The 25,879-nt window shown below is 72.1% G+C and carries 22 protein-coding genes and 1 pseudogene; 19 read left to right on the top strand and 4 right to left on the bottom strand.

Annotation, left to right across the window (positions count from 1 at the left end):
- Positions 1-174: 174 nt before the first annotated feature.
- From AVL59_RS40100 to AVL59_RS56795, 4 genes and pseudogenes are all read left to right on the top strand, one after another.
- A complete protein-coding gene (locus AVL59_RS40100) occupies positions 175-2,049 on the top strand; it encodes an AMP-dependent synthetase/ligase (protein WP_067314361.1) in 1,875 nt (624 codons plus the stop codon).
- Positions 2,050-2,259: 210 nt separating this feature from the next.
- The gene (locus tag AVL59_RS40095; RefSeq protein ID WP_237281956.1) at positions 2,260-4,080 is read left to right on the top strand and encodes a SpoIIE family protein phosphatase; all 1,821 of its coding nucleotides are present in this window, start codon (positions 2,260-2,262) and stop codon (positions 4,078-4,080) included.
- A 27-nt stretch (positions 4,081-4,107) separates the two neighbouring features.
- Positions 4,108-5,340, top strand: coding sequence for a radical SAM family heme chaperone HemW (hemW, locus tag AVL59_RS40090; RefSeq protein WP_067318331.1), 1,233 nt, complete (start codon positions 4,108-4,110; stop codon positions 5,338-5,340).
- Positions 5,341-5,478: 138 nt separating this feature from the next.
- Positions 5,479-5,864, top strand: a pseudogene (locus AVL59_RS56795) (Uma2 family endonuclease); the annotation flags it as partial.
- On the opposite strand, the gene AVL59_RS40080 reads toward AVL59_RS56795, so the two are convergent.
- Complete coding sequence (locus AVL59_RS40080) at positions 5,842-6,654, bottom strand: DUF3097 domain-containing protein (RefSeq protein ID WP_067314359.1); 813 nt, start codon at positions 6,652-6,654, stop codon at positions 5,842-5,844. The pseudogene AVL59_RS56795 and the gene AVL59_RS40080 sit on opposite strands and share 23 nt — an antisense overlap.
- A 34-nt stretch (positions 6,655-6,688) precedes the next feature.
- Positions 6,689-7,423: an MBL fold metallo-hydrolase gene (locus tag AVL59_RS40075; protein WP_067314358.1), complete on the bottom strand. Its 735-nt coding sequence runs from the start codon at positions 7,421-7,423 to the stop codon at positions 6,689-6,691.
- Positions 7,424-7,583: 160 nt separating this feature from the next.
- Here AVL59_RS40075 and hrcA point away from each other — a divergent pair, with 160 nt between their 5' ends.
- The 5 genes from hrcA to AVL59_RS40050 all read left to right on the top strand — a co-directional run bounded on the left by hrcA (position 7,584) and on the right by AVL59_RS40050 (position 12,213).
- Positions 7,584-8,600, top strand: a complete 1,017-nt coding sequence (hrcA, locus tag AVL59_RS40070; RefSeq protein ID WP_067314356.1) for a heat-inducible transcriptional repressor HrcA — start codon at positions 7,584-7,586, stop codon at positions 8,598-8,600.
- Positions 8,601-9,737, top strand: coding sequence for a molecular chaperone DnaJ (gene dnaJ / locus AVL59_RS40065; protein WP_067314354.1), 1,137 nt, complete (start codon positions 8,601-8,603; stop codon positions 9,735-9,737).
- Positions 9,738-9,941: 204 nt separating this feature from the next.
- Positions 9,942-11,060: a nitronate monooxygenase gene (locus AVL59_RS40060; protein ID WP_067314352.1), complete on the top strand. Its 1,119-nt coding sequence runs from the start codon at positions 9,942-9,944 to the stop codon at positions 11,058-11,060.
- Complete coding sequence (locus AVL59_RS40055; protein ID WP_067314350.1) at positions 11,057-11,803, top strand: 16S rRNA (uracil(1498)-N(3))-methyltransferase; 747 nt, start codon at positions 11,057-11,059, stop codon at positions 11,801-11,803. The genes AVL59_RS40060 and AVL59_RS40055 overlap by 4 nt, the downstream gene beginning before the upstream one ends.
- Before the next feature lie 17 nt (positions 11,804-11,820).
- Positions 11,821-12,213, top strand: coding sequence for a VOC family protein (locus AVL59_RS40050; protein WP_067314348.1), 393 nt, complete (start codon positions 11,821-11,823; stop codon positions 12,211-12,213).
- Here AVL59_RS40050 and AVL59_RS49955 read toward each other — a convergent pair.
- Entirely contained in the window at positions 12,155-12,544 is a 390-nt protein-coding gene (locus tag AVL59_RS49955) for a hypothetical protein (protein ID WP_079147225.1), read from the bottom strand. The genes AVL59_RS40050 and AVL59_RS49955 overlap by 59 nt on opposite strands.
- A 153-nt stretch (positions 12,545-12,697) precedes the next feature.
- On the opposite strand from AVL59_RS49955, the gene AVL59_RS40045 reads away from it, so the two are divergent.
- The 5 genes from AVL59_RS40045 (at position 12,698) to AVL59_RS40025 (ending at position 18,924) form a co-directional block, all read left to right on the top strand.
- Positions 12,698-13,213, top strand: a complete 516-nt coding sequence (locus AVL59_RS40045; protein ID WP_067314346.1) for a hypothetical protein — start codon at positions 12,698-12,700, stop codon at positions 13,211-13,213.
- 46 nt (positions 13,214-13,259) lie between these two features.
- Positions 13,260-16,496, top strand: coding sequence for a S41 family peptidase (locus AVL59_RS40040; RefSeq protein WP_208870528.1), 3,237 nt, complete (start codon positions 13,260-13,262; stop codon positions 16,494-16,496).
- Positions 16,497-16,618: 122 nt separating this feature from the next.
- Positions 16,619-16,972: a histidine triad nucleotide-binding protein gene (locus tag AVL59_RS40035; protein ID WP_067314344.1), complete on the top strand. Its 354-nt coding sequence runs from the start codon at positions 16,619-16,621 to the stop codon at positions 16,970-16,972.
- A gap of 6 nt (positions 16,973-16,978) precedes the next feature.
- On the top strand, positions 16,979-17,884 hold the full coding sequence (locus tag AVL59_RS40030) for a ribonuclease Z (protein ID WP_067314342.1): 906 nt from the start codon (positions 16,979-16,981) through the stop codon (positions 17,882-17,884).
- Between the two features lie 35 nt (positions 17,885-17,919).
- Positions 17,920-18,924: an adenosine deaminase gene (locus tag AVL59_RS40025; RefSeq protein WP_067314340.1), complete on the top strand. Its 1,005-nt coding sequence runs from the start codon at positions 17,920-17,922 to the stop codon at positions 18,922-18,924.
- Here the strand turns inward: AVL59_RS40025 and AVL59_RS40020 are convergent.
- Complete coding sequence (locus AVL59_RS40020; RefSeq protein ID WP_067314339.1) at positions 18,876-20,141, bottom strand: MFS transporter; 1,266 nt, start codon at positions 20,139-20,141, stop codon at positions 18,876-18,878. The two genes, AVL59_RS40025 and AVL59_RS40020, sit on opposite strands and share 49 nt — an antisense overlap.
- 513 nt (positions 20,142-20,654) lie before the next feature.
- On the opposite strand from AVL59_RS40020, the gene AVL59_RS40015 reads away from it, so the two are divergent.
- The 5 genes from AVL59_RS40015 (at position 20,655) to ybeY (ending at position 25,875) form a co-directional block, all read left to right on the top strand.
- A complete protein-coding gene (locus AVL59_RS40015) occupies positions 20,655-21,551 on the top strand; it encodes a 5-dehydro-4-deoxyglucarate dehydratase (protein WP_067318329.1) in 897 nt (298 codons plus the stop codon).
- The gene (locus tag AVL59_RS40010) at positions 21,548-22,888 is read left to right on the top strand and encodes a glucarate dehydratase family protein (RefSeq protein ID WP_067314337.1); all 1,341 of its coding nucleotides are present in this window, start codon (positions 21,548-21,550) and stop codon (positions 22,886-22,888) included. Before AVL59_RS40015 ends, AVL59_RS40010 begins: the two co-directional genes overlap by 4 nt.
- 80 nt (positions 22,889-22,968) lie before the next feature.
- Positions 22,969-24,117 (top strand): carbohydrate kinase family protein, encoded by a 1,149-nt coding sequence (locus AVL59_RS40005; RefSeq protein WP_067314336.1) that lies wholly within the window; start codon positions 22,969-22,971, stop codon positions 24,115-24,117.
- 174 nt (positions 24,118-24,291) lie between these two features.
- Positions 24,292-25,362: a PhoH family protein gene (locus AVL59_RS40000; RefSeq protein WP_067314334.1), complete on the top strand. Its 1,071-nt coding sequence runs from the start codon at positions 24,292-24,294 to the stop codon at positions 25,360-25,362.
- A gap of 15 nt (positions 25,363-25,377) precedes the next feature.
- A complete protein-coding gene (gene ybeY / locus AVL59_RS39995) occupies positions 25,378-25,875 on the top strand; it encodes an rRNA maturation RNase YbeY (RefSeq protein ID WP_067314332.1) in 498 nt (165 codons plus the stop codon).
- Positions 25,876-25,879: the final 4 nt, after the last annotated feature.

Here is a 25,879-nt window from a genome sequence, read left to right as displayed (position 1 = left end):
TGGAACATGCGGGGAAACAGACAGGCCGATGCCCCTTACGCAGCGGCCGGTCGCGGCTTACTCTGATCCCTGCTCGATAGTTACTCGCGAGTTAAACAACAAGCGCGAACCCCACCGTGAGTTAACCCAGCCGCACCTGAGCCAGCCGCACTGTCGCGGGCCCCGGAGGATGTCGTGAGCGACACACAGACCTTGATCGAGAACCGTCCGCCGTCCGTGGCGGCCCTCTTCCTGGAGCGCGTGGCGGCCACACCGGACGCCGAGGCCTATCGCTACCCCGTCCCGCCCGCCTCCGGGCAGGGCCCGGACGACTGGAAGTCGCTGAGCTGGGGCGAGGCGGCGCAGCGGGTCTACGCGATCGCGGCCGGGCTCATCGAACTGGGCGTACGGCCGGAAGAGCGGGTGGCGCTCGCCTCCTCGACCCGCGTCGAGTGGATCCTCGCCGACCTCGGCATCATGTGCGCGGGCGGCGCCACCACGACGGTCTACCCGCAGACCAACGCCGACGAGTCGGCGTTCATCCTCTCCGACTCCGAGAGCCGGGTGCTGATCGCCGAGGACGCGGCCCAGCTCGCCAAGGCGGTCGAGAAGCGCGGCGAGCTGCCCGCGCTGATCAAGGTCGTGGTGATCGACCCGGCCGGCGTCGAGACGAACGACTGGGTCATGACCCTCGCCGAGCTCGAGCAGCGCGGTGCCGCCTACCTGGACGAGCACCCCGAGCTGATCAAGGAGCGGGTCGGCGCGATCACCAGCGACCAGCTCGCCACCCTCATCTACACCTCCGGCACCACCGGCCGTCCCAAGGGCGTGCGCCTGCCGCACGACAACTGGGCGTACATGGCCAAGGCCATCGCCGCGACCGGTCTGATCAGCGGCGAGGACGTGCAGTACCTGTGGCTGCCGCTCGCCCATGTCTTCGGCAAGGTGCTCACCTCCGGCCAGATCGAGGTCGGTCATGTCACCGCCGTCGACGGCCGCGTCGACAAGATCATCGACAACCTTCCGGTGGTGCAGCCGACGTACATGGCGGCCGTGCCGCGCATCTTCGAGAAGGTCTACAACGGCGTCGCGGCCAAGGCCCGCGAGGGCGGCCCGGCCAAGTACAAGATCTTCCAGTGGGCCGCCGAAGTGGCCCGCGAGTACGCCAAGGCCAGTCAGGACAACTTCCGGCGCACCGGCACCGCCGCCGTGCCCTTCGGCCTGGCCGCCAAGCACAAGGTGGCCGACGCCCTCGTCTACTCCAAGCTGCGTGAGGCATTCGGCGGCAGGCTGCGCGCCTGTGTCTCGGGCGCCTCCGCGCTGGCCCCCGAGATCGGCTACTTCTTCGCCGGCGCAGGCATCCACATCCTGGAGGGCTACGGCCTCACCGAGACCTCCGCGGCCTCCTTCGTCAACCCCGGCGAGGCCTACCGCACCGGCACCGTCGGCAAGCCGCTGCCCGGCACGGAGGTGCGCATCGCCGAGGACGGCGAGATCCTGCTGCGCGGCCCCGGCGTCATGCAGGGCTACCACCAGCAGCCCGAGAAGACGACCGAGGTGCTGGAGAGCGACGGCTGGTTCCACACCGGGGACATCGGCGAGCTGTCGCCCGACGGCTATCTGCGCATCACCGACCGCAAGAAGGACCTCATCAAGACCTCCGGCGGCAAGTACGTCGCCCCCGCCGAGGTCGAGGGCCAGTTCAAGGCGGTGTGCCCGTACGTCTCCAACATCCTGGTGCACGGAGCCGACCGGAACTACTGCACCGCCCTCATCGCCCTGGACGAGATCGCGATCGTCCAGTGGGCGAAGGAGAACGGTCTGGAGGGCAAGTCGTACGCCGAGATCGTGGCCGCGCCGCAGACGGTCGAGATGGTCGACGGGTACGTCAGGCAGCTCAACGAGGGGCTGCAGCGCTGGCAGACCATCAAGAAGTTCCGGCTGCTGCCGCGCGACCTGGATGTGGAGCACGGCGAGATCACGCCGAGCCTGAAGCTGAAGCGGCCGGTTGTGGAGCGGGAGTACCGGCATCTCATCGACGAGATGTACGCGGGGTCGCGCGAGGCCTAGGGCCGCCGGGGGGACTGCGCGCCGTCGTTCGGCCGCGGACGGTACGCGGCCGGTCGCGCAGTCCCCGCGCCCCCTGGGGGCTTGCGTTCAGCCCCGCTCGAAAGTGGCCGTCTTCTGACGCTCCTTTAGCACAGTTCTCGTACGCCGCTGTCCACTTCGGTAACTCTGCGCTTATCCGTGGGGCCTGTCTGTCACCCTTGCCGCATGGACATGGCTGCCATACCGGCGCAGCGGGAGAACGAGCCCCAGGCCTTCGCGGCACAGGGGCGTACCACCCTGCCCGGCAGCCCCCTCGCGCCCGGCTCCGCCCGTGTCCTGGTGCGCGCCGCGCTGGCCGAGGTCCCCGGGGTTTCCGTGCGCCTGCTCGACGACGCGATGGCCGTCGTCAGCGAACTCGTCACCAACGCCGTGGTCCACGCCGGTACGGACGTGGAGGTCGAATGGCGCATGGAGGACACCGGCGCCTTCGTCGTCGAGGTCTGCGACCGCCACCCCTCCCGCGCCCCGCGCGACGGCGCGAGCGGCGAGGCGCCGTACGAGGTCTCCGACCACGGGCGCGGGCTGCGTCTGGTCGCCACGCTCGCCGAGTCCTGGGGCGTCACCTATCGCACCGGCGCCAAGACGGTGTGGGCGCGCCTGCCGCCCGGCGGCCGCGACGAGCCGGACGGGCCCGCCCCGGTCCCCGCCCTGGAGGCCGCCGAGGCCCTCGCCCCGCAGCCGCAGCGCCCCGGAGCCGACCGGGACTGGCTGGGCCGGGGCGCGCTGTCCTTTCTCGCCGAAGCCTCCGACCTGCTCGCCGGACAGCTCGACGAGAACCTGGTCGCGGCCCTCACCGGACAGCTGATCGTGCCCAGGCTCGCCGACTGGTGCGCGGTGTGGCTGGAGGACGAGGCGAGCGTGCGCGGCAGAGACGGCGGCCCGCCCGCACGCGTGTGGCACGCCAGCGAGAACCGGATCGAGGAACTGACCCGCGCCCTGGAGAAGGACCCACCGCCCCCGCGCGACGCACTGCACTCCGGCCCGGAGCCCTACCCCTGGCCCGGCGAGGCGCTGGGCCCGCGGGGCGCCGACCGCACGGCACTCGCCTACCGGCTCATAGCGGGCGGCCGGCCGCTCGGCACGCTGGTCATCGGGCGCTGCGGCCCGCACAGGTTCCCCGACGAGGTCACCGGCCTCGTCGAGGACCTCAGCCGCCGGGTGGCCCTCGCCATCGGCGCGGCCCGCCAGTACGCCCGGCAGGCCACCATCAGCGCCGTCCTGCAGCGTGGCCTGCTGCCCGGCGCGGTCGCCGAGATCCCCGGGATGCGCAGCGCGCTCGTCTACGAGCCCTGTGACAAGGGCGGCCCGAGCGGCGACTTCTACGACCTCTTCCCGGCGGGCGACGGCCGCTGGTGCTTCGCGGTCGGCGACGTCCAGGGCAAGGGCCCCGAGGCGGCGGTCGTGATCGGGCTCGCCCGCCCCTGGCTGCGCCTGCTCGCCCGCGAGGGCTACCGGGTCGCCGACGTCCTCGACCGCCTCAACCAGCTCCTCCTGGACGACGCCACCGAGGCCGCCGACGCGGCCGCCCGCGCCCTGGTCGCCGCCGGCGGCCGGCCCGTCGCCCCCGGGGACGGCCCGCAGACCCGCTTCCTGTCCCTCCTCTACGGCGAGCTGACCCCGCACGACGACGGCGTCCGCTGCACCCTCGCCTCCGCCGGGCACCCGCTGCCGCTGATCCTGCACCCCGACGGCGAGGTGCGCACCGCCGCCCGGCCGCAGACCCTGCTCGGGGTGGTCGAGGACGAGACGTACACCAGCGAGACCATCGACCTGCGACCCGGTGACAGCCTGCTGTGCGTCACCGACGGGGTGACCGAGCGGCGCTCGGGCTCGCGTCAGTTCGACGACGGCGACGGACTCGCGCGGGCCCTGTCCGGCTGTGCGGGCCTGAACGCCGAGCTGATCGCGGAAAGGATCCGCCGCCTGGTGCACGACTTCGGCGGCGGCCAGCCGGAGGACGACCTGGCCCTCCTGGTGCTCCAGGCGGAGTGAGTGCCGTCGTACGGGACAATGGGGGACATGCCTTCCGCACTCCCCGACGGCGAGCCCGTACCCGACGACGGCGCGCTGCCCGCATCCGCGCTCGCCGGCGCCGCCGAGCGACCCCTCGGGTTCTACCTGCACGTCCCGTACTGCGCGACCCGCTGCGGCTACTGCGACTTCAACACCTACACCGCGACCGAGCTGCGCGGCACCGGCGGAGTGCTCGCCTCCAGGGACAACTACGCGGACACCCTGACCGACGAGATCCGCCTGGCCCGCAAGGTGCTCGGCGACGACCCGCGCGCCGTCCGTACGGTCTTCGTCGGCGGCGGTACGCCGACGCTGCTGGCCGCGGACGACCTGGTACGGATGCTGGGCGCGATCCGCGACGAGTTCGGTCTCGCCCCGGACGCGGAGATCACGACGGAGGCCAACCCGGAGTCGGTCGACCCGGCCTACCTCGCCACGCTGCGCGAGGGCGGCTTCAACCGGATCTCCTTCGGCATGCAGAGCGCCAGGCAGCATGTGCTGCGCGTGCTCGACCGCACGCACACCCCGGGGCGCCCCGAGGCATGCGTGGAGGAGGCACGGGCGGCGGGCTTCGAGCACGTGAACCTGGACCTGATCTACGGCACGCCGGGGGAGTCGGACGACGACTGGCGGGCATCGCTGGACGCGGCGATCGGCGCGGGCCCGGACCACGTCAGCGCCTACGCCCTGATCGTCGAGGAGGGCACCCAGCTGGCGCGTCGCATCCGCCGGGGCGAGGTCCCGATGACGGACGACGACGTCCACGCCGACCGCTACCTGATCGCCGAGGAGACCCTGTCGGCGGCGGGCTTCGACTGGTACGAGGTCTCCAACTGGGCCACCTCGGAGGCGGGGCGCTGCCTGCACAACGAGCTGTACTGGCGGGGCGCGGACTGGTGGGGCGCGGGTCCCGGGGCGCACTCGCACGTGGGCGGGGTGCGGTGGTGGAACGTGAAGCACCCGGGCGCGTACGCGGCGGCCCTCGCCTCCGGCCACTCACCGGGCGCGGGCCGTGAACTGCTGTCCGACGAGGACCGGCGGGTGGAGCGGATCCTGCTGGAGCTGCGGCTGCGGGAGGGGGTGCCGCTGGCGCTGCTGAAGGAGGCGGGGCTCGCGGCGTCGCGGCGGGCGCTGGCGGAGGGGCTCCTCCAGGAGGGGCGGTACGACGAGGGGCGGGCCGTGCTGACGCTGCGGGGGCGGTTGCTGGCGGATGCGGTGGTGCGGGACCTGGTGGACTGATCACTCTGGCGAGTGAATCGCCACGTAACGCCGGTTCGGTCCCTGACCTGGTTCGCAGGCTGCCGCCAAAAGGACGCGGCGGATGTGGAGGCCACGGAGATGACCGCTGTGGACGAGCGTGGGATGACCAAGTTCTGCGTGGACATTCTGGACGAGGCCAGTGAGCCGGTACCGGACTTGGCGGTCGTGGAGCGTGACCTGCTTCCCGGCTCAGGCCGCCTGCTGCCGTCCTCGCTGATCACGATGGTCGTCGAGGTTGTCTCCAAGTCAAGCGTCCACCAGGACTACGTGGTGAAACGCTCGATCTACGCGGCGGGAAAGACCCCGCCTACCTCATCCTCGACCCGATCATGGCGCACTGCGTCCTGCTGACGAAGCCCGCAGGCCAGGGCGAGAACGCCGACTATCTCAGTCAGGAGATCATCAAGTACGACGATTCAGTCCCGTTGGAGGTTCTGGGACTCGAACTGGGCACTACCGAGTTCGGAACGTTCCCCAACGTCAGGCCCCACCGCTACCCGTGACGAAGTCGATCAGCTCCTCCACCCGCCCCAGCAACTCCGGCTCCAGGTCCTTGTAGGACCCCACCCGCTTCAGGATCGCCTGCCACACCGCCCCGGTGTTCTCCGACGGCCAGCCCAGGGCACGGCACACCCCCGTCTTCCAGTCCTGGCCGTGCGGCACCCTCGGCCACGCCTCGATGCCCAGCGCGGCCGGCTTCACGGCCTCCCAGATGTCGATGTACGGGTGGCCGACCACCAGCGCGTGTTCGCTGGTCACCGACTCCGCGATGCGCCACTCCTTCGTGCCCGGCACCAGGTGGTCCACGAGCACGCCCAGCCGTGCGTCCGGCCCCGGTGCGAAGGACGACACGATCGACGGCAGGTCGTCGACGCCCTCCAGGTACTCCACGACCACACCCTCGATGCGCAGGTCGTCGCCCCACACCTTCTCGACCAGCTCGGCGTCGTGCCGGCCCTCGACGTAGATACGGCCGGCCCGGGCCACGCGGGCGCGGGCGCCGGGGACGGCGACCGAGCCGGACGCCGTACGCGTGGGGCGGGCAGGGCCCGAAGAGGGGCGTACGAGCGTCACGGCCCGCCCCTCCAGCAGGAAGCCGCGCGGTTCCAGCGGGAACACCCGGTGCTTGCCGAAGCGGTCCTCCAGCGTCACCGTGCCGGCCTCGCAGCGGATCACCGCCCCGCAGAACCCGGTACCGGGCTCCTCCACCACCAGCCCCGGCTCGGCAGGGACCTCCGGCACCGGTTCGGGCTTCTTCCACGGCGGGGTCAGGTCGGGGGAGTACTGGCGCATTTGGATGACGATAGGAGAAGCGCGGGGCCCGCACTCACGACACGCCGAAACGTGCTGCCAGCTCGTCGCGTTGCCGTCGTACGAACGACGCGTCCACCACCGCTCCGTGACCGGGGACGTACAGCGCGTCCTCGCCGCCGAGGGAGAGCAGCCGGTCCAGTGCGTCCGGCCAACGGGACGGTACGGCGTCCGGGCCCGCCTGTGGCTCGCCGGACTCCTCCACCAGGTCGCCGCAGAAGACGGTCTCCGGCCCGCCGGAGACCGAGCCGGGGACGAGCACCGCGAGATCGTGGGCCGTGTGACCGGGGCCGACGTTGGCCAGCAGCACCTGGCGGCCGTCGCCGAGGTCCAGCGTCCACTCGCCGGACACCAGGTGACGAGGCGGGGTGAGGTGGTCCGCCGCCTCCTCCGCGTCCGCCTCGGGCAGGCCGTTCCCGATCGCGTCCAGGCGCATCTCCTCGCGCTCGTACGCGAACACCGCGTCGATGCCCACCGCCCCGTACACCTCCGCCCCGGCGAACGACGCCGCGCCGAAGACATGGTCGAAATGGGGGTGGGTGAGCGCGAGATGAGTCACACGGCGGCCCGCGATCCGCTGCGCGTGCTCTCGCACCCGCGCGCCCTCGGCCAGGCTCGACCCGGCGTCCACCACCAGGGCCGTACCCTCGCCGAGGACCAGGCCCACGGTGCAGTCCCAGCCCGGCAGCCGGCACCGCCCGACCCCCGGGGCCAGCCGTTCCCACCCCAGCTCTTCCCAAGTCACCGTCATACCGCGACGCTAGCCGTTCAACCAGGTAAGGCGGCACCGACCTTGCCCTGTCAGTACCCCACGGCCGTACACTGGGCCGGGGAACTCTGGCACTCGGACACGCAGAGTGCCAGGCGGACGACCGAAGGGCCGAGGGACGACATGCTGGAGGTGCGCGCGAATGCTGAGTGAACGCAGGCTTCAGGTGCTGCGCGCCATCGTCCAGGACTACGTGGGCACCGAGGAGCCGGTGGGGTCGAAGGCGCTCACCGAGCGGCACAACCTCGGCGTCTCCCCGGCGACCGTGCGCAACGACATGGCGGCCCTGGAGGACGAGGGATTCATCGCCCAGCCGCACACCAGTGCCGGGCGCATCCCCACCGACAAGGGCTACCGGCTCTTCGTGGACAAGCTCGCGGGCGTCAAGCCGATGACGGCGCCCGAACGGCGGGCGATCCAGAACTTCCTCGACGGCGCCGTCGATCTCGACGACGTGGTGGCGCGGACCGTGCGGCTGCTCGCGCAGCTGACCCGGCAGGTCGCCGTCGTCCAGTACCCGTCGCTGACCCGGTCCACCGTGCGGCATGTGGAGCTGCTCTCGCTCGCGCCCGCGCGCGTGATGCTCGTGCTGATCACGGACACCGGCCGGGTCGAGCAGCGGATGGTCGACTGCCCGGCCCCGTTCGGCGAGTCGTCCCTGGCGGATCTGCGGGCCCGGCTGAACAGCCGGGTCGCGGGCCGCCGGTTCACCGATGTGCCGAACCTGGTCGAGGACCTGCCGGAGGCCTTCGAGGCCGAGGACCGAGGTACGGTTTCCTCGGTGCTCTCCACTCTGCTGGAGACACTGGTCGAGGAGAACGAGGAGCGGCTGATGATCGGCGGTACCGCCAATCTCACCCGCTTCGGACATGACTTCCCTCTCACGATCCGGCCCGTCCTGGAGGCTCTTGAGGAGCAGGTCGTGCTCCTCAAGCTCCTCGGCGAGGCGAAGGATCCGGGCATGACCGTGCGCATCGGGCACGAGATCGCCCATGAAGGACTCAACTCAACCTCCGTCGTGTCGGTCGGCTACGGTTCGGGCGGCGAGGCGGTTGCCAAGCTCGGCGTGGTCGGACCGACCCGCATGGACTACCCGGGAACGATGGGAGCGGTACGCGCAGTGGCACGGTACGTCGGACAGATCCTGGCGGAGTCGTAAGTGGCCACGGACTACTACGCCGTTCTCGGCGTGCGCCGCGACGCGTCGCAGGATGAGATCAAGAAGGCGTTCCGTCGGCTCGCGCGCGAGCTGCACCCGGACGTCAACCCCGACCCGAAGACCCAGGAGCGGTTCAAGGAGATCAACGCCGCTTACGAGGTGCTGTCGGACCCGCAGAAGAAGCAGGTCTACGACCTCGGCGGCGACCCGCTCTCCCAGGCGGGCGGCGCCGGTGCGGGCGGCTTCGGCGCCGGTGGCTTCGGCAACTTCTCCGACATCATGGACGCGTTCTTCGGTACGGCGTCGCAGCGCGGCCCGCGCTCGCGCACCCGGCGCGGCCAGGACGCGATGATCCGGATCGAGGTCGAGCTGGACGAGGCGGCCTTCGGGACGACCAAGGACATCCAGGTCGACACGGCCGTCGTGTGCAACACCTGCAACGGTGAGGGCGCGGCTCCGGGGACGTCGGCCCAGACGTGTGACATGTGCCGGGGCCGTGGTGAGGTCTCGCAGGTCACCCGGTCCTTCCTGGGCCAGGTCATGACCTCACGGCCGTGTCCGCAGTGCCAGGGCTTCGGGACCGTCGTGCCGACGCCGTGCCCGGAGTGCGCCGGTGACGGGCGGGTGCGGTCGCGGCGGACGCTGACCGTGAAGATCCCGGCCGGTGTCGACAACGGCACCCGGATCCAGCTCGCCGGTGAGGGCGAGGTCGGGCCCGGTGGCGGTCCGGCCGGTGATCTGTACGTCGAGATCCACGAGCTGCCGCACCCCACCTTCCAGCGGCGCGGTGACGATCTGCACTGCACGGTCACCATCCCGATGACCGCGGCGGCCCTCGGCACCAAGGTGCCGCTGGAGACGCTGGACGGGATGGAGGAGGTCGACATCCGCCCCGGTACGCAGTCCGGGCAGTCGATTCCGCTGCACAACCGGGGTGTCACGCATCTGCGGGGCGGTGGCCGCGGTGACCTGATCGTGCACGTCGAGGTCATGACGCCGACCAAGCTGGATCCCGAGCAGGAGCGACTGCTGCGCGAGCTGGCGAAGCTGCGGGGTGAGGAGCGGCCGACGGGGCAGTTCCAGCCGGGGCAGCAGGGGCTGTTCTCGCGGCTGAAGGACGCGTTCAACGGGCGCTGACGGCAAGGGGCTCCGCCCCTTGAACCCCACCAGGGGGCCCCGCCCCCTGGACTCCCGTCCTCCGCCCACTCACCACCCGACTCGGTCGGCCGGGAAGCGGGCGAGGAGTGGGCCTCGCCACTCCGCTCGGTCGGGTGGGAGGTGGCATGTGCCAGCGGGAAGGGCCGATTCGGACTTGATCGGAGGACGTGACAACATGCCGTCATGTCCTCCGCGCTGACCGATCTCTTTCCCCACCCGATCGTGCAGGCCCCCATGGCGGGCGGTGTCTCCGTCCCGCAGCTCGCCGCCGCCGTCTCCGAGGCGGGCGGTCTCGGGTTCCTCGCCGCCGGATACAAGACCGCCGACGGCATGTACCAGGAGATCAAGCAGCTGCGGGGGCTCACGAACCGCCCCTTCGGCGTGAACGTGTTCATGCCCCAGCCCGAGCATCCCGGTGCGAGCACCGGCTCCACCGGAGCGGCCACCGCCGCGCCCCCTTCCGGCGCCGTGGAGATCTACGCCCACCAGCTGGCCGGCGAGGCCGCCTGGTACGAGACCGAGCTGGGCGACCCGGACAGCGGCCGGGACGACGGCTACGACGCGAAGCTCGCCGTGCTCCTCGACAACCCGGTGCCGGTGGTCTCCTTCCACTTCGGCGTCCCGAGCCGCGACGTCATCGACTCCCTCCGCCGTGCCGGAACCTTCACCCTGGTCACCGCCACCACCGCCGAGGAGGCCCTCGCGGTCGAGCGGGCCGGGGCCGACGCGGTGATCGCGCAGGGCGTGGAGGCCGGCGGCCACCAGGGCACCCACCGGGACATCCCGGAGAACGACCGCTCCGGCATCGGGCTGCTCTCGCTGGTCGCGCAGATCCGGGAGACCGTGGGCATCCCGGTCGTCGCCGCCGGCGGCATCATGCGCGGCGGCCAGATCGCCGCCGTCCTCGCCGCGGGCGCGAGCGCGGCCCAGCTCGGCACCGCGTTCCTCGCCACCCACGAGTCCGGCGCGAACGCCCTGCACAAGCAGGCGCTGACCAACCCCCTGTTCGCGCGCACCGAGCTGACCCGCGCCTTCTCCGGCCGCCCGGCCCGCGGCCTGGTCAACCGCTTCCTGCGCGAACACGGCCCGTACGCCCCTGCCGCCTACCCCGAGATCCACCACCTGACCTCGCCGCTGCGCAAGGCCGCCGCCAAGGCCGGGGACGCGCAGGGCATGGCGCTATGGGCGGGCCAGGGGCACCGCATGGCCCGAGAGCTCCCGGCCGGGCGGCTGGTGGAGGTGCTGGCGGGCGAACTCGCCGCCGCCCGGACAGCGTTGTCGGCCGGAGGTGACGCGCGATGACGGCCCCGGTCTTCGTCGTCGAGCACTTCGACCCGGACGGTTCCCGCTACGTCCTGGACGGGCCCGAGGGGCGGCACGCCGTCTCCGTGAAGCGGCTGCAGCCCGGTGAGGAGGTCGTCCTCACCGACGGCGCCGGGCGCTACGCGGTGTGCGAGGTGACCGGCACCGAGGGCAAGGACCGGCTGATCGTCCGCATGACCTCCGTGACCGAGGAACCGGAACCCGCCCCGCGCATCACCGTCGTCCAGGCTCTGCCCAAGGGCGACCGGGGCGAGGTCGCCGTCGAGACCATGACCGAGGTCGGCGTCGACGCCATCGTGCCCTGGCAGGCGGCCCGCTGCATCACCCAGTGGAAGGGCGAGCGCGGGCTGAAGGCCCTCGGCAAGTGGCGGGCCACGGCCCGCGAGGCCGGCAAGCAGTCCCGCCGGGTCCGCTTCCCGGAGGTCGCGGACGCAGCGACGACCAAGCAGGTTGCCGCACTTCTCGCCAAAGCCGACTTCGCCGCCGTCCTCCACTCCGACTTCGAGCACGGCAGCACCCCGCTCGCCACCGCCGAACTCCCCGCCGAGGGCGAGATCGTGCTGGTCGTCGGGCCCGAAGGCGGCGTCTCCCGCGATGAGCTGGCGCTCTTCGAGGAGGCGGGCGCGCGGGCCTATGTGCTCGGTCCCACCGTGTTGCGCACATCCACCGCCGGCACCGCCGCCGCGGCCCTCCTCCTGGGCCGCACCGGCCGCTGGTCCTGACCGCAGAGGGCATCACCATGGAACTCGCCCAAGTCCGGCTGCTCGTCACCGACTTCGCCGCCTGCTACCGCTTCTACGGCGAAGTCCTCGGCCTCAAGCCGCAGTCCGGAGCGACCGAGGGACCGTACGAGAAGTTCAGCCCGCACACGGGCTCCGCCGGGATCGCGCTGCAGGACCGCGCGATGATGGCCGAAGTCCTGGGCGAACTGGGCGAAGAGGCATGCGGCCACCGCTCCCTGGTCGTCCTGCGGGTGGACGACCTCGACGCCTACTGCGCGGAGATCACCTCCCGGGGCGCCACCCTCCTGCACGGCCCGGCCCCCATGACCGACCGCATGCGGGTGGCCCACCTCAAGGACCCGGAGGGCAACCTGGTGGAACTTCAGGAGTGGCTGCTGCTGCGCGCCTGACGACGACGGCCGGCAGCAGCTCCCATCCGTCCACGTCACCGGCACCCAGGCCCCGTCGCCGCACCTCGTCCACGAAGGCCCGTACGACGCCGGGCTCGTGCAGATTGGCCGAGCGTCCCCGCTCGTCGACCACGAGCCCGGAGTGGGAGTAGGCAGCGGTGCCGACCACGCGGCCGGGTCCGTCCCGGAAGACCACCCGCACCACCGTCCCCTCCCGGGACAGCGTCAGTACCTCCTGGCAGGGCTCACCTTCCGTGTGCCGGTGCCGGACGGTCCACCGCCACTCCTCCTCGCCCAGGACCAACCGCCTGAGCCTGCGTTCGCTGCGCATCGGGCCACAGTACGGGGTGACACGGACGGGGCCGACGTCAAGTGGAGTGGCCGTATCCGGTCTACCGACCGCTCCGGCGCCGGTGGCACGCTGCTGTTCATGGGGCCTTTGAAGCGCATAGGGCAGCGAACGCGGCGGGCGCGAGGGACTCGGGTGGCGGCCGGGGCAGGGCTTGCGGCGGTGGCCCTGGGGACGGTGGTGGGCTGTGAGCCGGGCGGACTCAGCTCGGCCATGGTGGCGTACACCCTCGACAAGACCGCGACACACGAACTCAAACAGCAGCACGTGGGCGTGAGTTGGCTCACCTGCACCGGGAGTTTCACCACCGGCTTCGGAAACGACGGAGCCCAGTCGAAGGCGAAGAACGTCGTCTCCGTCAACTGCCAGGGCCAGACCACGGACAGGCGCAGGATAACCGTCACCGGCAGGGTGACCCGGGCCGTCGACGGGGTCTGTGTGCGCGGGGATCTGACGGCCAAGGTCGGGGGCAAGCAGGTGTTCCGCGTCGACGGGCTCGGCAACTGCAATGCCACGCCCCATGTGACGTACAAGCCGCCCGCCGCCTACCACCCCTCCTACTCCTACCGGCAGCCGGGCCCCACGGTCACCGTCACCCGCACCGTCTGGTGCAAGGGCGATCCCACCTGCTGGCCCGCGCAGGGCAAGTGATCGGAACCAGGAGCGCGCAAAGGCGGCCGCTGCGTAAGGTGACGGGGTGACTCAGGGCGCTTCGACGGGTTCCACTGCATCTTCGGCATCTTCGGCCTCGTCCGGATATCTCCGATTCCCCCATCTGCACGGCGACTTGGTGGCCTTCGTCGCCGAGGACGACGTCTGGCTGGCCCCCCTCGACGGCGGCCGGGCCTGGCGGGTCAGCGCCGACAACATGCCGGTGACACGGCCCCGGATCTCGCCCGACGGGACCGCCCTCGCCTGGACCTCCACCCGGGACGGCGCGCCCGAGGTGCATGTCGCCCCGGTGGCCGGAGGCCCCGCGGAGCGGCTGACGTACTGGGGCAACCGGCGCACCGAGGTGAGCGGCTGGACCCCGGAGGGACAGGTGCTCGCGCTCAGCGCGCGGGGCCGCCCCAGCCTGCGCCAGACCTGGGCGCACGCCGTCCCGCTCGACGGCGGCCCGGCGGCCACCCTGCCCTACGGTCCCGTCGGCGACGTGGCGTTCGGGCCCGCCACCGTGCTGCTGTCCGCGCCGATGGGCCGGGAGGCTGCGTACTGGAAGCGCTACCGCGGCGGTACGGCGGGCAAGCTGTGGATCGACCGCGCGGGCGACGGCGGGTTCGTACGCCTCCACGAGGAGTTGGACGGGAACATCGAGTGCCCGGTGTGGGCGGGGGAGCGGATCGCGTTCCTGTCCGACCACGAGGGCACCGGTGCGCTGTACTCCTCGCTCGCCGACGGCTCCGACCTGCGAAGGCACTCCCCGCTCGACGGTTTCTACGCCCGGCACGCGGCCGGGGACGGCACGCGGGTCGTCTACGGCTCGGCCGGTGAACTGTGGCTCCTGGACGACCTGGAGGGCGCCGAGCCGAGGCGGCTGGAGGTGCGGCTGGGCGGGCCACGCCTCGACCTGCGGCCGTATCCGGTGAACGCGACGCGCTGGTTCGGGGCCGCGTCGCCCGACCACACCGCACGCGGAAGCGCCGTCAGCGTGCGCGGCGGCGTCCACTGGGTCACCCATCGCTCCGGGCCCGCCCGCGCCCTCGCCGCCACCCCCGGCGTCCGGGCCCGGCAGCCGCGCACCTTCCGGACCGAGGGCGAGGAGTGGGTGGTGTGGGTGACGGACGCCGAGGGCGACGACGCCCTGGAGTTCGCCCCCGCGACCGGGCTCGCCCCGGGGACGACCGCCCGGCGCCTGGCCGCCGGCCGGCTCGGCCGGGTCCTGGAGCTGGCCGTGGCGCCCGACGGCGGCCGCGTCGCCGTCGCCTCGCACGACGGGCGGCTGCTGCTCGTCGAGCGCGAGTCCGGCGAGGTGCGCGAGGTGGACCGCTGCGACGACGGCGAGGTCTCCGGCCTCGCGTTCTCCCCCGACTCGGGCTGGCTCGCCTGGGCCCACCCCGGCCCTCGCCCGCTGTCCCAGCTGCGCCTCGCCCACACCACCGACCTCTCGGTCACCGAGGCGACCCCGCTGCGCTTCCAGGACTACGCGCCCGCCTTCACCCTGGACGGCAAACACCTCGCCTTCCTCTCCAACCGCGCCTTCGACCCGGTCTACGACGAGCACGTCTTCGACCTCGCGTTCGTGGTCGGCGCCCGCCCGCATCTGATCACCCTGGCCGCCACCACACCCTCGCCCTTCGGCCCGCAGCGGCACGGCCGCCCCTTCGAGACCCCCGACAAGGACGAGACCCCCGACAGCGAGGGCGCCCCGGTCACCCGCATCGACCTGGAAGGCCTCGCCGACCGCATCGTGCCGTTCCCCGTCGAGGCCGGCCGCTACTCCGTCCTGCGCGCCGCCAAGGACGGCGTGCTCTGGCTGCGGCACCCCGTGCACGGCGTGCTCGGCGCCTCCCGCGCCCACCCCGAGGACCCCGGCCCGCACACCGAGCTGGAGCGCTACGACCTCGCCCAGCGCCGCCTGGAACAGCTCGCCGCCGACGCCGACCACTTCGAGGTCAGCGGGGACGGCAAACGGGTCCTGCTGTGGAGCGACGGCCGGCTCCGGGTCGTGCCCAGCGACCGCCGCACCGGCTCCGACGACGACGGCGACAGCAGCGTCTCGGTCGACCTCGCCCGCGTCCGGCAGAGAGTGGACCCGGCCGCCGAGTGGCGGCAGATGTACGACGAGACCGGCCGCCTCATGCGCGACCACTACTGGCGGCCCGACCTCGACGGCGTCGACTGGGACGGCGTCCTCGACCGCTACCGCCCGCTGCTGGACCGCCTCGCCACCCACAGCGATCTCGTCGACCTGCTGTGGGAGGTGCACGGCGAACTCGGCACCTCGCACGCCTACGTCACCCCGCCCGGGGGCCCCGGCGGCGGCCCCCGGCAGGGCCTGCTCGGCGCCGACATCTCCCGTCACGAGGACGGCGGCTGGCGCATCGACCGCATCCTCCCGGCGGAGACCTCCGACCCGGACGCCCACTCCCCGCTCGCCGCACCCGGCGTCGCCGTACGCCCCGGGGACACGATCCTCGCCGTCGCCGGCCACCCGGTCGACCCGGTCACCGGACCCGGACCGCTGCTCGTGGGCACGGCCGGACAGCCCGTCGAGCTGACCGTCGCACCGGCCGACGGGGGAGAGCCCCGGCACACGGTCGTCGTCCCGGTCCCCGACGAGGAGCCGCTGCGCTACCACGCCTGGGTCGCCGACCGACGCGCCCACGTCCACCGGGCCTCCGGCGGCCGGCTCGGCTACCTCCACGTCCCGGACATGCAGGCCCCCGGCTGGGCGCAGATCCACCGCGACCTGCGCGTCGAGGTGGCCCGGGAGGGACTCGTGGTCGACGTCCGGGAGAACCGGGGCGGTCACACCTCCCAGCTGGTGGTGGAGAAGCTCGCCCGGCGCATCATCGGCTGGGACGTGCCGCGCGGCATGCGGCCCACCAGCTACCCGCTGGACGCGCCCAGGGGCCCGGTCGTCGCCGTCGCCAACGAGTTCTCCGGTTCCGACGGCGACATCGTCAACGCGGCCATCAAGGCCCTCGGCATCGGCCCGGTCGTGGGCACCCGCACCTGGGGCGGAGTGATCGGCATCGACAGCCGCTACCACCTGGTCGACGGCACACTGATCACCCAGCCGAAGTACGCGATCTGGCTGGAGGGTTACGGCTGGGACGTGGAGAACCACGGCGTCGACCCCGACGTGGAGGTGGTCCAGCGCCCCCAGGACTGGGCGGAGGCAAGGGACGCCCAGTTGGACGAGGCGATCCGCCTCGCACTGGAGGCACTGGAGTCGGTACCTGCCAAGTCACCGCCGGGCTTGCCCGCCTAAGGGGCGCGGGGCCGCGTCGATATGCGGCTCCGCCGCGTGGGCGCGAGCACCCCCACCGACCCGCACCCGACCGACTACGATGCCACCCGTACTGATCACCGGCGAAAGCGAGCGCACGCGTTATGGCGGGAGAACCGCAGGACGACTGCCTGTTCTGCAAGATCGTCGCGGGCCATATCCCGGCGACGATCGTCCGAGAGACGGAAACCACCGTCGCCTTCCGGGACATAAACCCCCAGGCGCCCACGCACGTCCTGGTGATTCCCAAGGCGCACTACAAGGACGCGGCCGCGCTCGCCGCACAAGCCCCTCAGCTGGCGGCCGATGTACTCGCTGAGACGCAGGCCGTGGCCGACGAGGACAAGTTGGAAAGCTACCGCATCGTCTTCAACACCGGCGCCGGCGCCGGCCAGACCGTCTGGCACGCGCACGCGCACGTCCTGGGCGGCCGCGGCATGGAATGGCCTCCGGGATAAGCCGCCATGTCCGTCCGTGAATTGGTGGTCCTCGGCACCGCCAGCCAGGTCCCGACCCGGCACCGCAACCACAACGGCTATCTGCTGCGCTGGGACGGCGAGGGCGTCCTGTTCGACCCCGGCGAGGGCACACAGCGGCAGATGCAGCGCGCCGGGGTCGCCGCCCACGACCTGAACCGGATCTGCGTCACGCACTTCCACGGCGACCACTCCCTCGGCCTCGCCGGAGTGATCCAGCGGATCAACCTCGACCAGGTGCCGCACGAGGTCACCGCGCACTACCCGCGCTCCGGGCAGCGCTTCTTCGACCGGCTGCGCTACGCGACCGCCTACCGGGAGACGGTCCCCCTCACCGAGGCGCCGGTCGACGCGGACGGCATCCTCGCGGTGACACCGTCGTACACGCTGGAGGCCCGCAAGCTGTCGCACCCCGTCGAGTCCTACGGCTACCGGCTGACCGAACCCGACGGGCGCCGCATGCTGCCCGGACGGCTCGCCGCGCACGGGATCAAGGGGCCGGACGTCGGCCGGATCCAGCGCGAGGGGCGGCTCGGGAACGTGACGCTGGACGAGGTCAGCGAGGTGCGGCGCGGGCAGCGGTTCGCGTTCGTCATGGACACCCGGCTGTGCGACGGCGTGCACGCGCTCGCCGAGGGCTGCGACCTGCTTGTCATCGAGTCCACCTTCCTCGACGAGGACGCCGGACTCGCCGAGGACCACGGCCATCTGACGGCCGGACAGGCGGCGGCCGCGGCACGGGACGCCGGGGTGCGGCATCTCGTCCTCACCCACTTCAGCCAGCGCTACGCGGAACCGGAGGAGTTCGAGCGGCAGGCGCGTGCCGCCGGGTTCGAGGGAGAGCTGACCGTGGCGTACGACCTGCAGCGGGTACAGGTCCCCAAGCGTCGCTGAAAGGGCAGGTGGGAAGGGGGCCGTACGATGCTTTGATGCCCCTCCCGAAAGCAGAACTGCACCTCCACGTCGAAGGCACCCTGGAACCCGAGCTGGCGTTCGAGCTGGCCGCCCGCAACGGCGTCCGGCTGCCCTACGCCGACACCGACGAGCTGCGCAAGGCGTACCAGTTCGAGGACCTGCAGTCCTTCCTGAACCTGTACTACGAGCTGATGGCCGTCCTGCGCACCGAGCAGGACTTCGCGGACCTGGCCGACGCCTACCTCGCCCGCGCCGCCGCGCAGGGCGTGCGGCACGCGGAGATCTTCTTCGACCCGCAGGCGCACATCGCGAGGGGCGTGCCCATGGGCACGGTCGTGGAGGGGCTGTGGCGGGCGCTCGGCCGCAGCGAGGAGAACCACGGCGTCTCCACGAGGCTCATCATGTGCTTCCTGCGTGACGAGTCCGCCGACTCCGCGCTGGAGACCCTGGAGGCGGCCCGGCCCTACCTGGACCGGATCACCGGTATCGGCCTGGACTCGGCCGAGGTCGGGCATCCGCCGGTGAAGTTCCGTGAGGTGTACGAGGCCGCGGCCGCGCTCGGGCTGCGGCGCGTGGCGCATGCCGGTGAGGAGGGCCCGCCGGAGTACATCACCGAGGCCCTGGACGTGCTCGGCGTGGAACGCGTCGACCACGGTCTGCGCTGCATGGAGGACCCGGCGCTGGTCGAGCGGCTGGTCCGGGACCGCGTGCCGCTGACCCTGTGCCCGCTGTCCAACGTCCGGCTGCGCGCGGTGGACGTCCTCGCGGACCATCCCCTCGCGGCCATGCTCGACGCCGGCCTGCTGTGCACGGTGAACTCCGACGACCCGGCCTACTTCGGCGGGTACGTCGCCGACAACTACCACGCCGTGCGCGACGCCCTCGGGCTGGCCAAGGAGCAGATGCGCGAGCTGGCCCGCAACTCCTTCCGCGCCTCCTTCCTGGAGGACGACGAGGAGCGGCGGGCCCGCTACCTCGCCGAGGTGGACGCGTACGAGTTCGGACAGGCGGTGCCGTAGGTCCGCTGGGCGGGCACGACGGGGGTGTCCAGTTGGATCTCCACCACGGACGACAGGTGCCTGCTCGCGCGGAGGGCCACCATCGTCAGGGGCACCGCCACCCCCAGCAGCCCGACGGCCAGCACCTCGCCCATGACCGGGAAGCCCGCCCACGCCGCCAGCGCGCTCCCGGTCAGCGGCCCGGCCGCCGTGCCCAGCGAGGACGCCGAGCCGACCAGCACCGCCCAGCGGCCGCGCGGGTCGAGGGAGGCGGCGAGGCCGATGACGTACGACAGCACGACCGGATAGAGCAGGTTCCAGGCGATCTCGCCCCCGGCGAAGGACGGCAGGTCCGTCGCCGACGCGCTGAGCGCGATGCAGGCCGCGATCAGCGCCGTACCGCCGCCGATCGGCAGCGCCCGGCCGAGCCTCGGCCCGAGTGTCCCGGCGCCCACGACCCCGACCAGGCCGGCCCCGAGCGCGACCGCGAACACCGCTCCGACGGTGACCTCGGTCAGATGTGCCTGGCCGAGGCCGATGCGGCCGCTGACGCCCCACAGGGAGTTCTGCGCCAGGGACCAGCAGAGCATGGCGGCGGCCAGCAGCAGGCCGGACCGGAGGTGGGGGAGCCTGCCGTGCCCGGTGCGGGTGCGGGCCGGGGCCGTGCGGCCGGGCAGGCGGCCGGTGAGCGGCCATACCGCGAGGGCGGTCAGCGCGAGCGCGGCGAGCGGCTGCCCGTGGCCGGCGCCGAGGTGGGGGATCGTCAGGTAGAGGGCGCCGGCGAGGGCGGAGACGCCGAGCAGTCCGAGCGTGGTGACCCGGTGCGGATCGCTCCCCCAGGCTCTCGACTCCGTTCGGGCCGGAGGCACCCCCATGGCGGCGATGCCGGTGGCGGCGACGGCCGTGACCGTTCCGGACCCGAGCCCGCCGACGAGCGCGCCCACGACGACGGCCGGGACGACGCCGGTGAGGGCGGCCCCGCCGTAGCCGACGACGGCGAGCGCGAGCCCGAGCCGGGCGAGGGGGCGGGCACCGATCCGCTCGACCCGGGAGGCCAGCAGGAAGCCCGCCGTGGCCGAACTCAGCAACAGCGCACTGCCGATGGCTCCGGCTTGGGTGGCGGAGAGAGCGAGCCCGGTGCCGAGCCGGCCGACGATGGTCGGCAGCAGGTACGGGGCGAGATACCCGGCCGTGAAAAGGGCGACGAGGGGCCAGGGCAGGGAGCGGGGGGCGGACACGGGCGTTCCAGGGCGGACGAGAGCAGTGGCTCAGAAAAGAGGGGGGATGGGCGACGACCGTCGACGGACAGGAACGCGCGAGCAAGTTGTATCAATTACGTGGTTCGGGAAGAAGTTCACTGGACGTGATACGGGTCACTTCTGTGTTTGTGATCAGCATGCCTGGGTAAAAGGGCGCCTTCTGTTGGCGAGTTGGCTCGTGACCCGCCGGATGCGCTATGGTTGATCACGTCGCGGTCGCCGGAACTTCCGGTGCCGGACTGTGCGTTGGTGGTCCAAGGAAAGACGCCCCGCTTCCTGCGGGGAAATGCAGGTGCAAGGCCTGCCCGGCGCTCCAGTAGAGCCCCATTCCGCTATGTGCGGGATGGGGCTCTTTTGTTGTTCCCTCATTGACTCTCGCGCGTCCATGTATCTAGCCTCTGTTTTCATACATAGACAACATTCATAAGGGGAGATGATCAGGTGGGCGGCGACCCGACTCCGCAGGGCGTGGCGCGGTGGCTGCGGGAGGGCATGGCGCGCGGTGTGCTGTCCTTCCCGCTCACCGCCTTCCACGACGACGGCTCCCTCGACCCCGAGGGCTTCCGCGCCCATGTCGCCGCGCGGCTCGCCGCCGCGCCCGGGGCCGTCTTCCCTGCCTGCGGCACCGGCGAGTTCTTCTCGCTGGACGAGGAGGAGTACCGGCGGGTCGTCGCCATCGCCGTCGAGGAGGCGGGCGGGCACGTGCCCGTGGTTGCCGGTGCGGGATACGGGTGGGCGCAGGCCGCCCGGTTCGCGCGGATCGCCGAGGAGGAGGGGGCCGACGCCCTGCTCGTGCTGCCGCACTACCTCGTCGCCGCCCCGCAGGACGGCCTCGCCGCCCAGCTGGAGCACCTCGCCGCCCGCACCCGGCTGCCGCTCGTCGCCTACCAGCGCGGTCAGGTCGCCTATACGGTGGCCTCGGTGCGGCGCATCGCGCGCATCCCGAACGTCATCGGCCTCAAGGACGGCCACAGTGACCTCGACCGCCTCCAGCGCCTCACCCTCGCCGCGCCCGAGGACTTCCTCTTCTTCAACGGCGCCGCCACCGCCGAGATCCAGGCCCGCGCCTACGCCGCCGTCGGCGTCCCCGCCTACTCCTCCGCCGTGCACGCCTTCGCCCCCGAGATCGCGGACGCCTTCTTCACCGCCCTGCGCGGCGGCGACCACAGCACGACCGAGAAGCTGCTGCGCGACTTCTACGTCCCCTTCGTCGAACTCCGCGACCGCGTACCCGGATACGCGGTGTCCCTGGTGAAGGCGGCGGCCCGGCTGCGCGGTGAGCGCGTCGGCCCCGTCCGTGCCCCGCTCGCCGACCCCTCGCCCGCCGACCTCGCCGCCCTGAAGGCCCTCCTCGCCGCCGGACTCGACCTCGTAGGAGCCTCCCTGTGACCCGTGACCTGACCACCACCGAGGTACGGCTGACCCCGATCCTGGTCGCCGACGCGCCGCTGCTCAACACCCAGGGCGTGCACCAGCCGTACACCCCCCGCCTGATCGTGGAGGTGGTGACGGCCGACGGGATCACCGGCTTCGGCGAGACCTACGGAGACACCAAGTACCTGGAGCCGGCCCGCGTCCTCGCCGAGCGCCTCCCCGGACGCTCGGTCATGGATGTGAACGGACTCTTCTCCCTGGACCTCGCCGTGGACGAGAGCCGGGTCACGGGCGCCGTGGACGCCGGCGGGCTGCGCGGGGTGCAGAGCGCCGACAAACTGCGGCTGTCCGTGCTGTCCGCCTTCGAGGTGGCCTGCCTGGACGCCCAGGGCAAGGCGCTCGGGCTGCCCGTGCACGCGCTGCTCGGCGGCAAGGTGCGCGACACGGTCGAGTACAGCGCCTACCTCTTCTACAAGTGGGCCGGCCACCCGGAGGGCGTCGCGGCCGAGCCGGACGACTGGGGTGCCGCCCTCGACCCGGCCGGAGTCGTCGCCCAGGCACGCCGGTTCAAGGAGCGGTACGGGTTCACCTCCTTCAAGCTCAAGGGCGGCGTCTTCCCGCCCGAGGAGGAGATCGCGGCCGTACGCGCCCTCGCCGAGGCCTTCCCCGGGCACCCGCTGCGGCTCGACCCCAACGGGGCCTGGTCCGTCGAGACCTCGCTGAAGGTGGCCGAGGAACTCGGGGAGGTCCTGGAGTACCTGGAGGACCCGACACTGGGCACGCCCGCGATGGCCGAGGTGGCCGCCGGATTGAGAGGGGCGGCGCGAAGCGCCTCGGGCAAGGGCGGTGGTGGGCGACGGGCGGGCATCCCGCTCGCCACCAACATGTGCGTGACCACCTTCGGGGAGATCAAGGAGGCGTTCACCAGGGACGCCGTTCAGGTGGTCCTCTCCGACCACCACTACTGGGGCGGGCTGCGCAACACCCAGCGGCTCGCCGCGATCTGCGCCGCCTTCGGCGTCGGGGTGTCCATGCACTCCAACACCCACCTCGGCGTCAGCCTCGCCGCGATGACCCAGGTGGCGTCCACCGTGCCGGACCTCCACCACGCCTGCGACTCCCACTACCCCTGGCAGTCGGAGGACGTCCTCACCGAGCGGCTCACCTTCACCGGCGGCCGGGTCGCCGTCACCGACGCACCCGGCCTCGGCGTCGACCTGGACCGGGACGAACTGGCCCGGCTGCACCGGCGATGGGCCGACGACGACGGCACCCTGCGCGAGCGGGACGACGCGGCGGCGATGCGGGTGGGCGAACCGGGATGGCGGGCGCCGGTGATGCCCCGCTGGTAGCGGTCCTCCGGGTACGACCGGCCTTGTGCCCGGGGAGATCTGGTGCACACTGGCCAGATCCGCACACCAGGGAGCGCACCGTGACCCCGTCCCGCACGATCGCCGGAGAGGAACCCGAGCACCTCACGCAGGCAGCGCGCTGTCAGACCCAGGTCGACCCGCTCGCCGTCCTGCGCACTCCGGACGATCCGCCCTGGGACGTCTACCTCACGGGCACGGTCTTCCTCGACATCATCTTCACCGGTCTGGACTCGGCGCCCGTGCGCGGCACCGAGTCCTGGGCCCGGGGGATGGGCTCCAGTCCCGGCGGGGTCGCCAACATGGCCACCGCGCTCGCCCGTCTCGGCCTGAGGACGTCCCTCGCCGCGGCCTTCGGGGACGACCACTACGGCGAGTACTGCTGGGACGCGCTCGAACAGGGCGAGGGCATCGATCTCACCTCCTCGCGCACGGTGCCCGGCTGGCACTCGCCGGTGACCGTCTCCATGGCCTACGAGGGCGAGCGGACCATGGTGTCCCACGGCCACGAGCCGCCCCCGGAGGAGCCGGCGCCGGACTTCCCGCCCTCCGCGCGCGCGGCCGTCGCCTCCCTCACGCCCGGCCGGCGGGCCCCCTGGATCGCCCAGGCCGCCCGCGAGGGCACCCGGATCTTCGCCGACGTCGGATGGGACGACACCGGCACGTGGGACCTCGCGGGCCTCACCGACCTCGAACACTGCGAGGCGTTCCTGCCCAACGCCGAGGAGGCGATGCGGTACACGGGCGCGACCTGTCCGCGGGCGGCCGCGCGTGCGCTCACCGAGCATGTGCCGGTGGCCGTCGTCACGCTCGGGTCGGAGGGCGCGTACGCGGTGGACCGGCGTACGGGGGAGACGGCCGAGGTCCCCGCCATCGCGGTGGAGGCGATGGATCCGACCGGGGCGGGGGACGTCTTCGTGGCCGGGTTCGTCACCGGCACGCTGGCGGGCTGGCCGCTCGCCGATCGTCTCGCCTTCGCGGGGCTCACGGCGGCTCTGTCCGTGCAGGAGTTCGGGGGGTCGCTGTCGGCGCCCGGGTGGTCGGAGATCGGGGCGTGGTGGAAGAGGGTGCAGTCCCTGCCGGGGCAGGAACAGTCGCCTGCGGCGCTGCGGCGGTACGCGTTCCTGGACCGGCTCGTTCCGGAGGAGCTGGACCGGGCGTGGCCGTTGCGGCGGGCCGTGCCGACCATCGGGTTCCGTCGGTCCGGTTGACGTACCAGGGGGCTCCGCCCCTGGCCCCCCCGCCACCCGACTCGGTCGGCCGGGAAGCGGCCCCTTTAAAAGCCCTACAAGCTTGTCAGTCCACCGTCGTACCCTGGAATCGCGAGGCCGCCCTCAGCTACGCGGCCGTGAAGAGGAGGAACCGCAGGCCTACAGCGCCGGCCCATGACTCAGACATCCACAGCTCACACCCCCGCGCAGGAGCAGGCGAGAGCGCAGCTCACCGTCCCCGCCCAGCACCCCATGGTGACCGTGCTGGGTTCAGGCGACTCCCTCCTGCGCGTGATCGAGAAGGCCTTCCCGGCAGCCGACATCCATGTCCGGGGAAATGAGATCAGCGCGGTCGGCGACCCTGCGGACGTCGCCCTCATATCGCGCGTGTTCGACGAGATGATGCTGGTGCTCCGCACCGGGCAGCCGATGACGGAGGACGCAGTGGAACGCTCGATCGCCATGCTCAAGGCGAGCGAGAACGGGACGAGTGACGGCCCGGAGACCCCGGCCCAGGTACTGACGCAGAACATCCTGTCCTCGCGCGGCCGCACGATCCGCCCCAAGACGCTCAACCAGAAGCGGTACGTCGACGCCATCGACAAGCACACCATCGTGTTCGGCATCGGGCCCGCCGGTACCGGAAAGACCTACCTGGCCATGGCCAAGGCCGTGCAGGCCCTGCAGTCCAAGCAGGTCAACCGGATCATCCTGACCCGGCCCGCGGTCGAGGCCGGCGAGCGCCTCGGCTTCCTGCCGGGCACCCTCTACGAGAAGATCGACCCCTACCTGCGCCCGCTCTACGACGCGCTGCACGACATGCTCGACCCGGACTCGATCCCGCGCCTGATGGCCGCGGGGACGATCGAGGTCGCGCCGCTCGCGTACATGCGCGGACGCACGCTGAACGACGCCTTCATCATCCTGGACGAGGCCCAGAACACCAGCCCCGAGCAGATGAAGATGTTCCTCACCCGCCTCGGCTTCGACTCGAAGATCGTGATCACCGGTGACGTGACCCAGGTCGACCTGCCGAACGGCACCAAGAGCGGTCTGCGGCAGGTGCAGGAGATCCTGGAGGGCGTCGAGGACGTCCACTTCTCCCGGCTGTCGTCGCACGATGTCGTACGGCACAAGCTGGTGGGCCGTATCGTCGACGCGTACGAGCAGTACGACAGCCAGCACGGCACCGAGAACGGCACCCACAAGGGCGGCCGGGGCCGGTCCGGGCACAAGGGGAAGTAGAGACACGGCACCACCATGTCGATCGACGTCAACAACGAGTCCGGCACCGAGGTCGACGAGCAGGCGATCCTCGACATCGCCCGCTACGCACTCGCGCGGATGCGCATCCACCCGCTCTCCGAGCTCTCGGTGATCGTCGTGGACGCCGACGCCATGGAGCAGCTCCACATCCAGTGGATGGACCTGCCGGGTCCGACCGATGTCATGTCGTTCCCGATGGACGAGCTGCGGCCGCCCGGCAAGGACGACGACGAGCCGCCGCAGGGGCTGCTCGGTGACATCGTGCTGTGCCCGGAGGTCGCCGCCAAGCAGGGGACCGAGGCGCCCACGCAGCACTCCATGGACGAGGAGCTTCAGCTGCTCACCGTCCACGGCGTGCTGCACCTGCTCGGGTACGACCACGAGGAGCCCGACGAGAAGGCCGAGATGTTCGGGCTCCAGGCCGCCATCGTCGACGGGTGGCGGGCCGAGCGCGGGCTGACCGGCCCGTCACCGGCGCCGACCGTCTCGTAGGCGG

This window comes from Streptomyces griseochromogenes (assembly GCF_001542625.1).
GTDB classification, from domain to species: domain Bacteria; phylum Actinomycetota; class Actinomycetes; order Streptomycetales; family Streptomycetaceae; genus Streptomyces; species Streptomyces griseochromogenes.
The sequence above is the reverse complement of the archived record's forward strand: the minus strand, read 5'-3'. Positions and strand labels throughout refer to the sequence as shown.

Excerpts from the sequence above, each read along its gene's own strand:
- AVL59_RS40095 (WP_237281956.1), top strand. The coding sequence starts at position 2,260 with ATGGCTGCCATACCGGCGCAGCGGGAGAACGAGCCCCAGGCCTTCGCG.
- hemW (WP_067318331.1), top strand. The coding sequence starts at position 4,108 with ATGCCTTCCGCACTCCCCGACGGCGAGCCCGTACCCGACGACGGCGCG.
- AVL59_RS40080 (WP_067314359.1), bottom strand. The coding sequence starts at position 6,654 with ATGCGCCAGTACTCCCCCGACCTGACCCCGCCGTGGAAGAAGCCCGAA.
- AVL59_RS40075 (WP_067314358.1), bottom strand. The coding sequence starts at position 7,423 with ATGACGGTGACTTGGGAAGAGCTGGGGTGGGAACGGCTGGCCCCGGGG.
- hrcA (WP_067314356.1), top strand. The coding sequence starts at position 7,584 with ATGCTGAGTGAACGCAGGCTTCAGGTGCTGCGCGCCATCGTCCAGGAC.
- AVL59_RS40060 (WP_067314352.1), top strand. The coding sequence starts at position 9,942 with ATGTCCTCCGCGCTGACCGATCTCTTTCCCCACCCGATCGTGCAGGCC.
- AVL59_RS40055 (WP_067314350.1), top strand. The coding sequence starts at position 11,057 with ATGACGGCCCCGGTCTTCGTCGTCGAGCACTTCGACCCGGACGGTTCC.
- AVL59_RS40050 (WP_067314348.1), top strand. The coding sequence starts at position 11,821 with ATGGAACTCGCCCAAGTCCGGCTGCTCGTCACCGACTTCGCCGCCTGC.
- AVL59_RS49955 (WP_079147225.1), bottom strand. The coding sequence starts at position 12,544 with ATGCGCAGCGAACGCAGGCTCAGGCGGTTGGTCCTGGGCGAGGAGGAG.
- AVL59_RS40035 (WP_067314344.1), top strand. The coding sequence starts at position 16,619 with ATGGCGGGAGAACCGCAGGACGACTGCCTGTTCTGCAAGATCGTCGCG.
- AVL59_RS40030 (WP_067314342.1), top strand. The coding sequence starts at position 16,979 with ATGTCCGTCCGTGAATTGGTGGTCCTCGGCACCGCCAGCCAGGTCCCG.
- AVL59_RS40025 (WP_067314340.1), top strand. The coding sequence starts at position 17,920 with ATGCCCCTCCCGAAAGCAGAACTGCACCTCCACGTCGAAGGCACCCTG.
- AVL59_RS40015 (WP_067318329.1), top strand. The coding sequence starts at position 20,655 with ATGGCGCGCGGTGTGCTGTCCTTCCCGCTCACCGCCTTCCACGACGAC.
- AVL59_RS40000 (WP_067314334.1), top strand. The coding sequence starts at position 24,292 with ATGACTCAGACATCCACAGCTCACACCCCCGCGCAGGAGCAGGCGAGA.
- ybeY (WP_067314332.1), top strand. The coding sequence starts at position 25,378 with ATGTCGATCGACGTCAACAACGAGTCCGGCACCGAGGTCGACGAGCAG.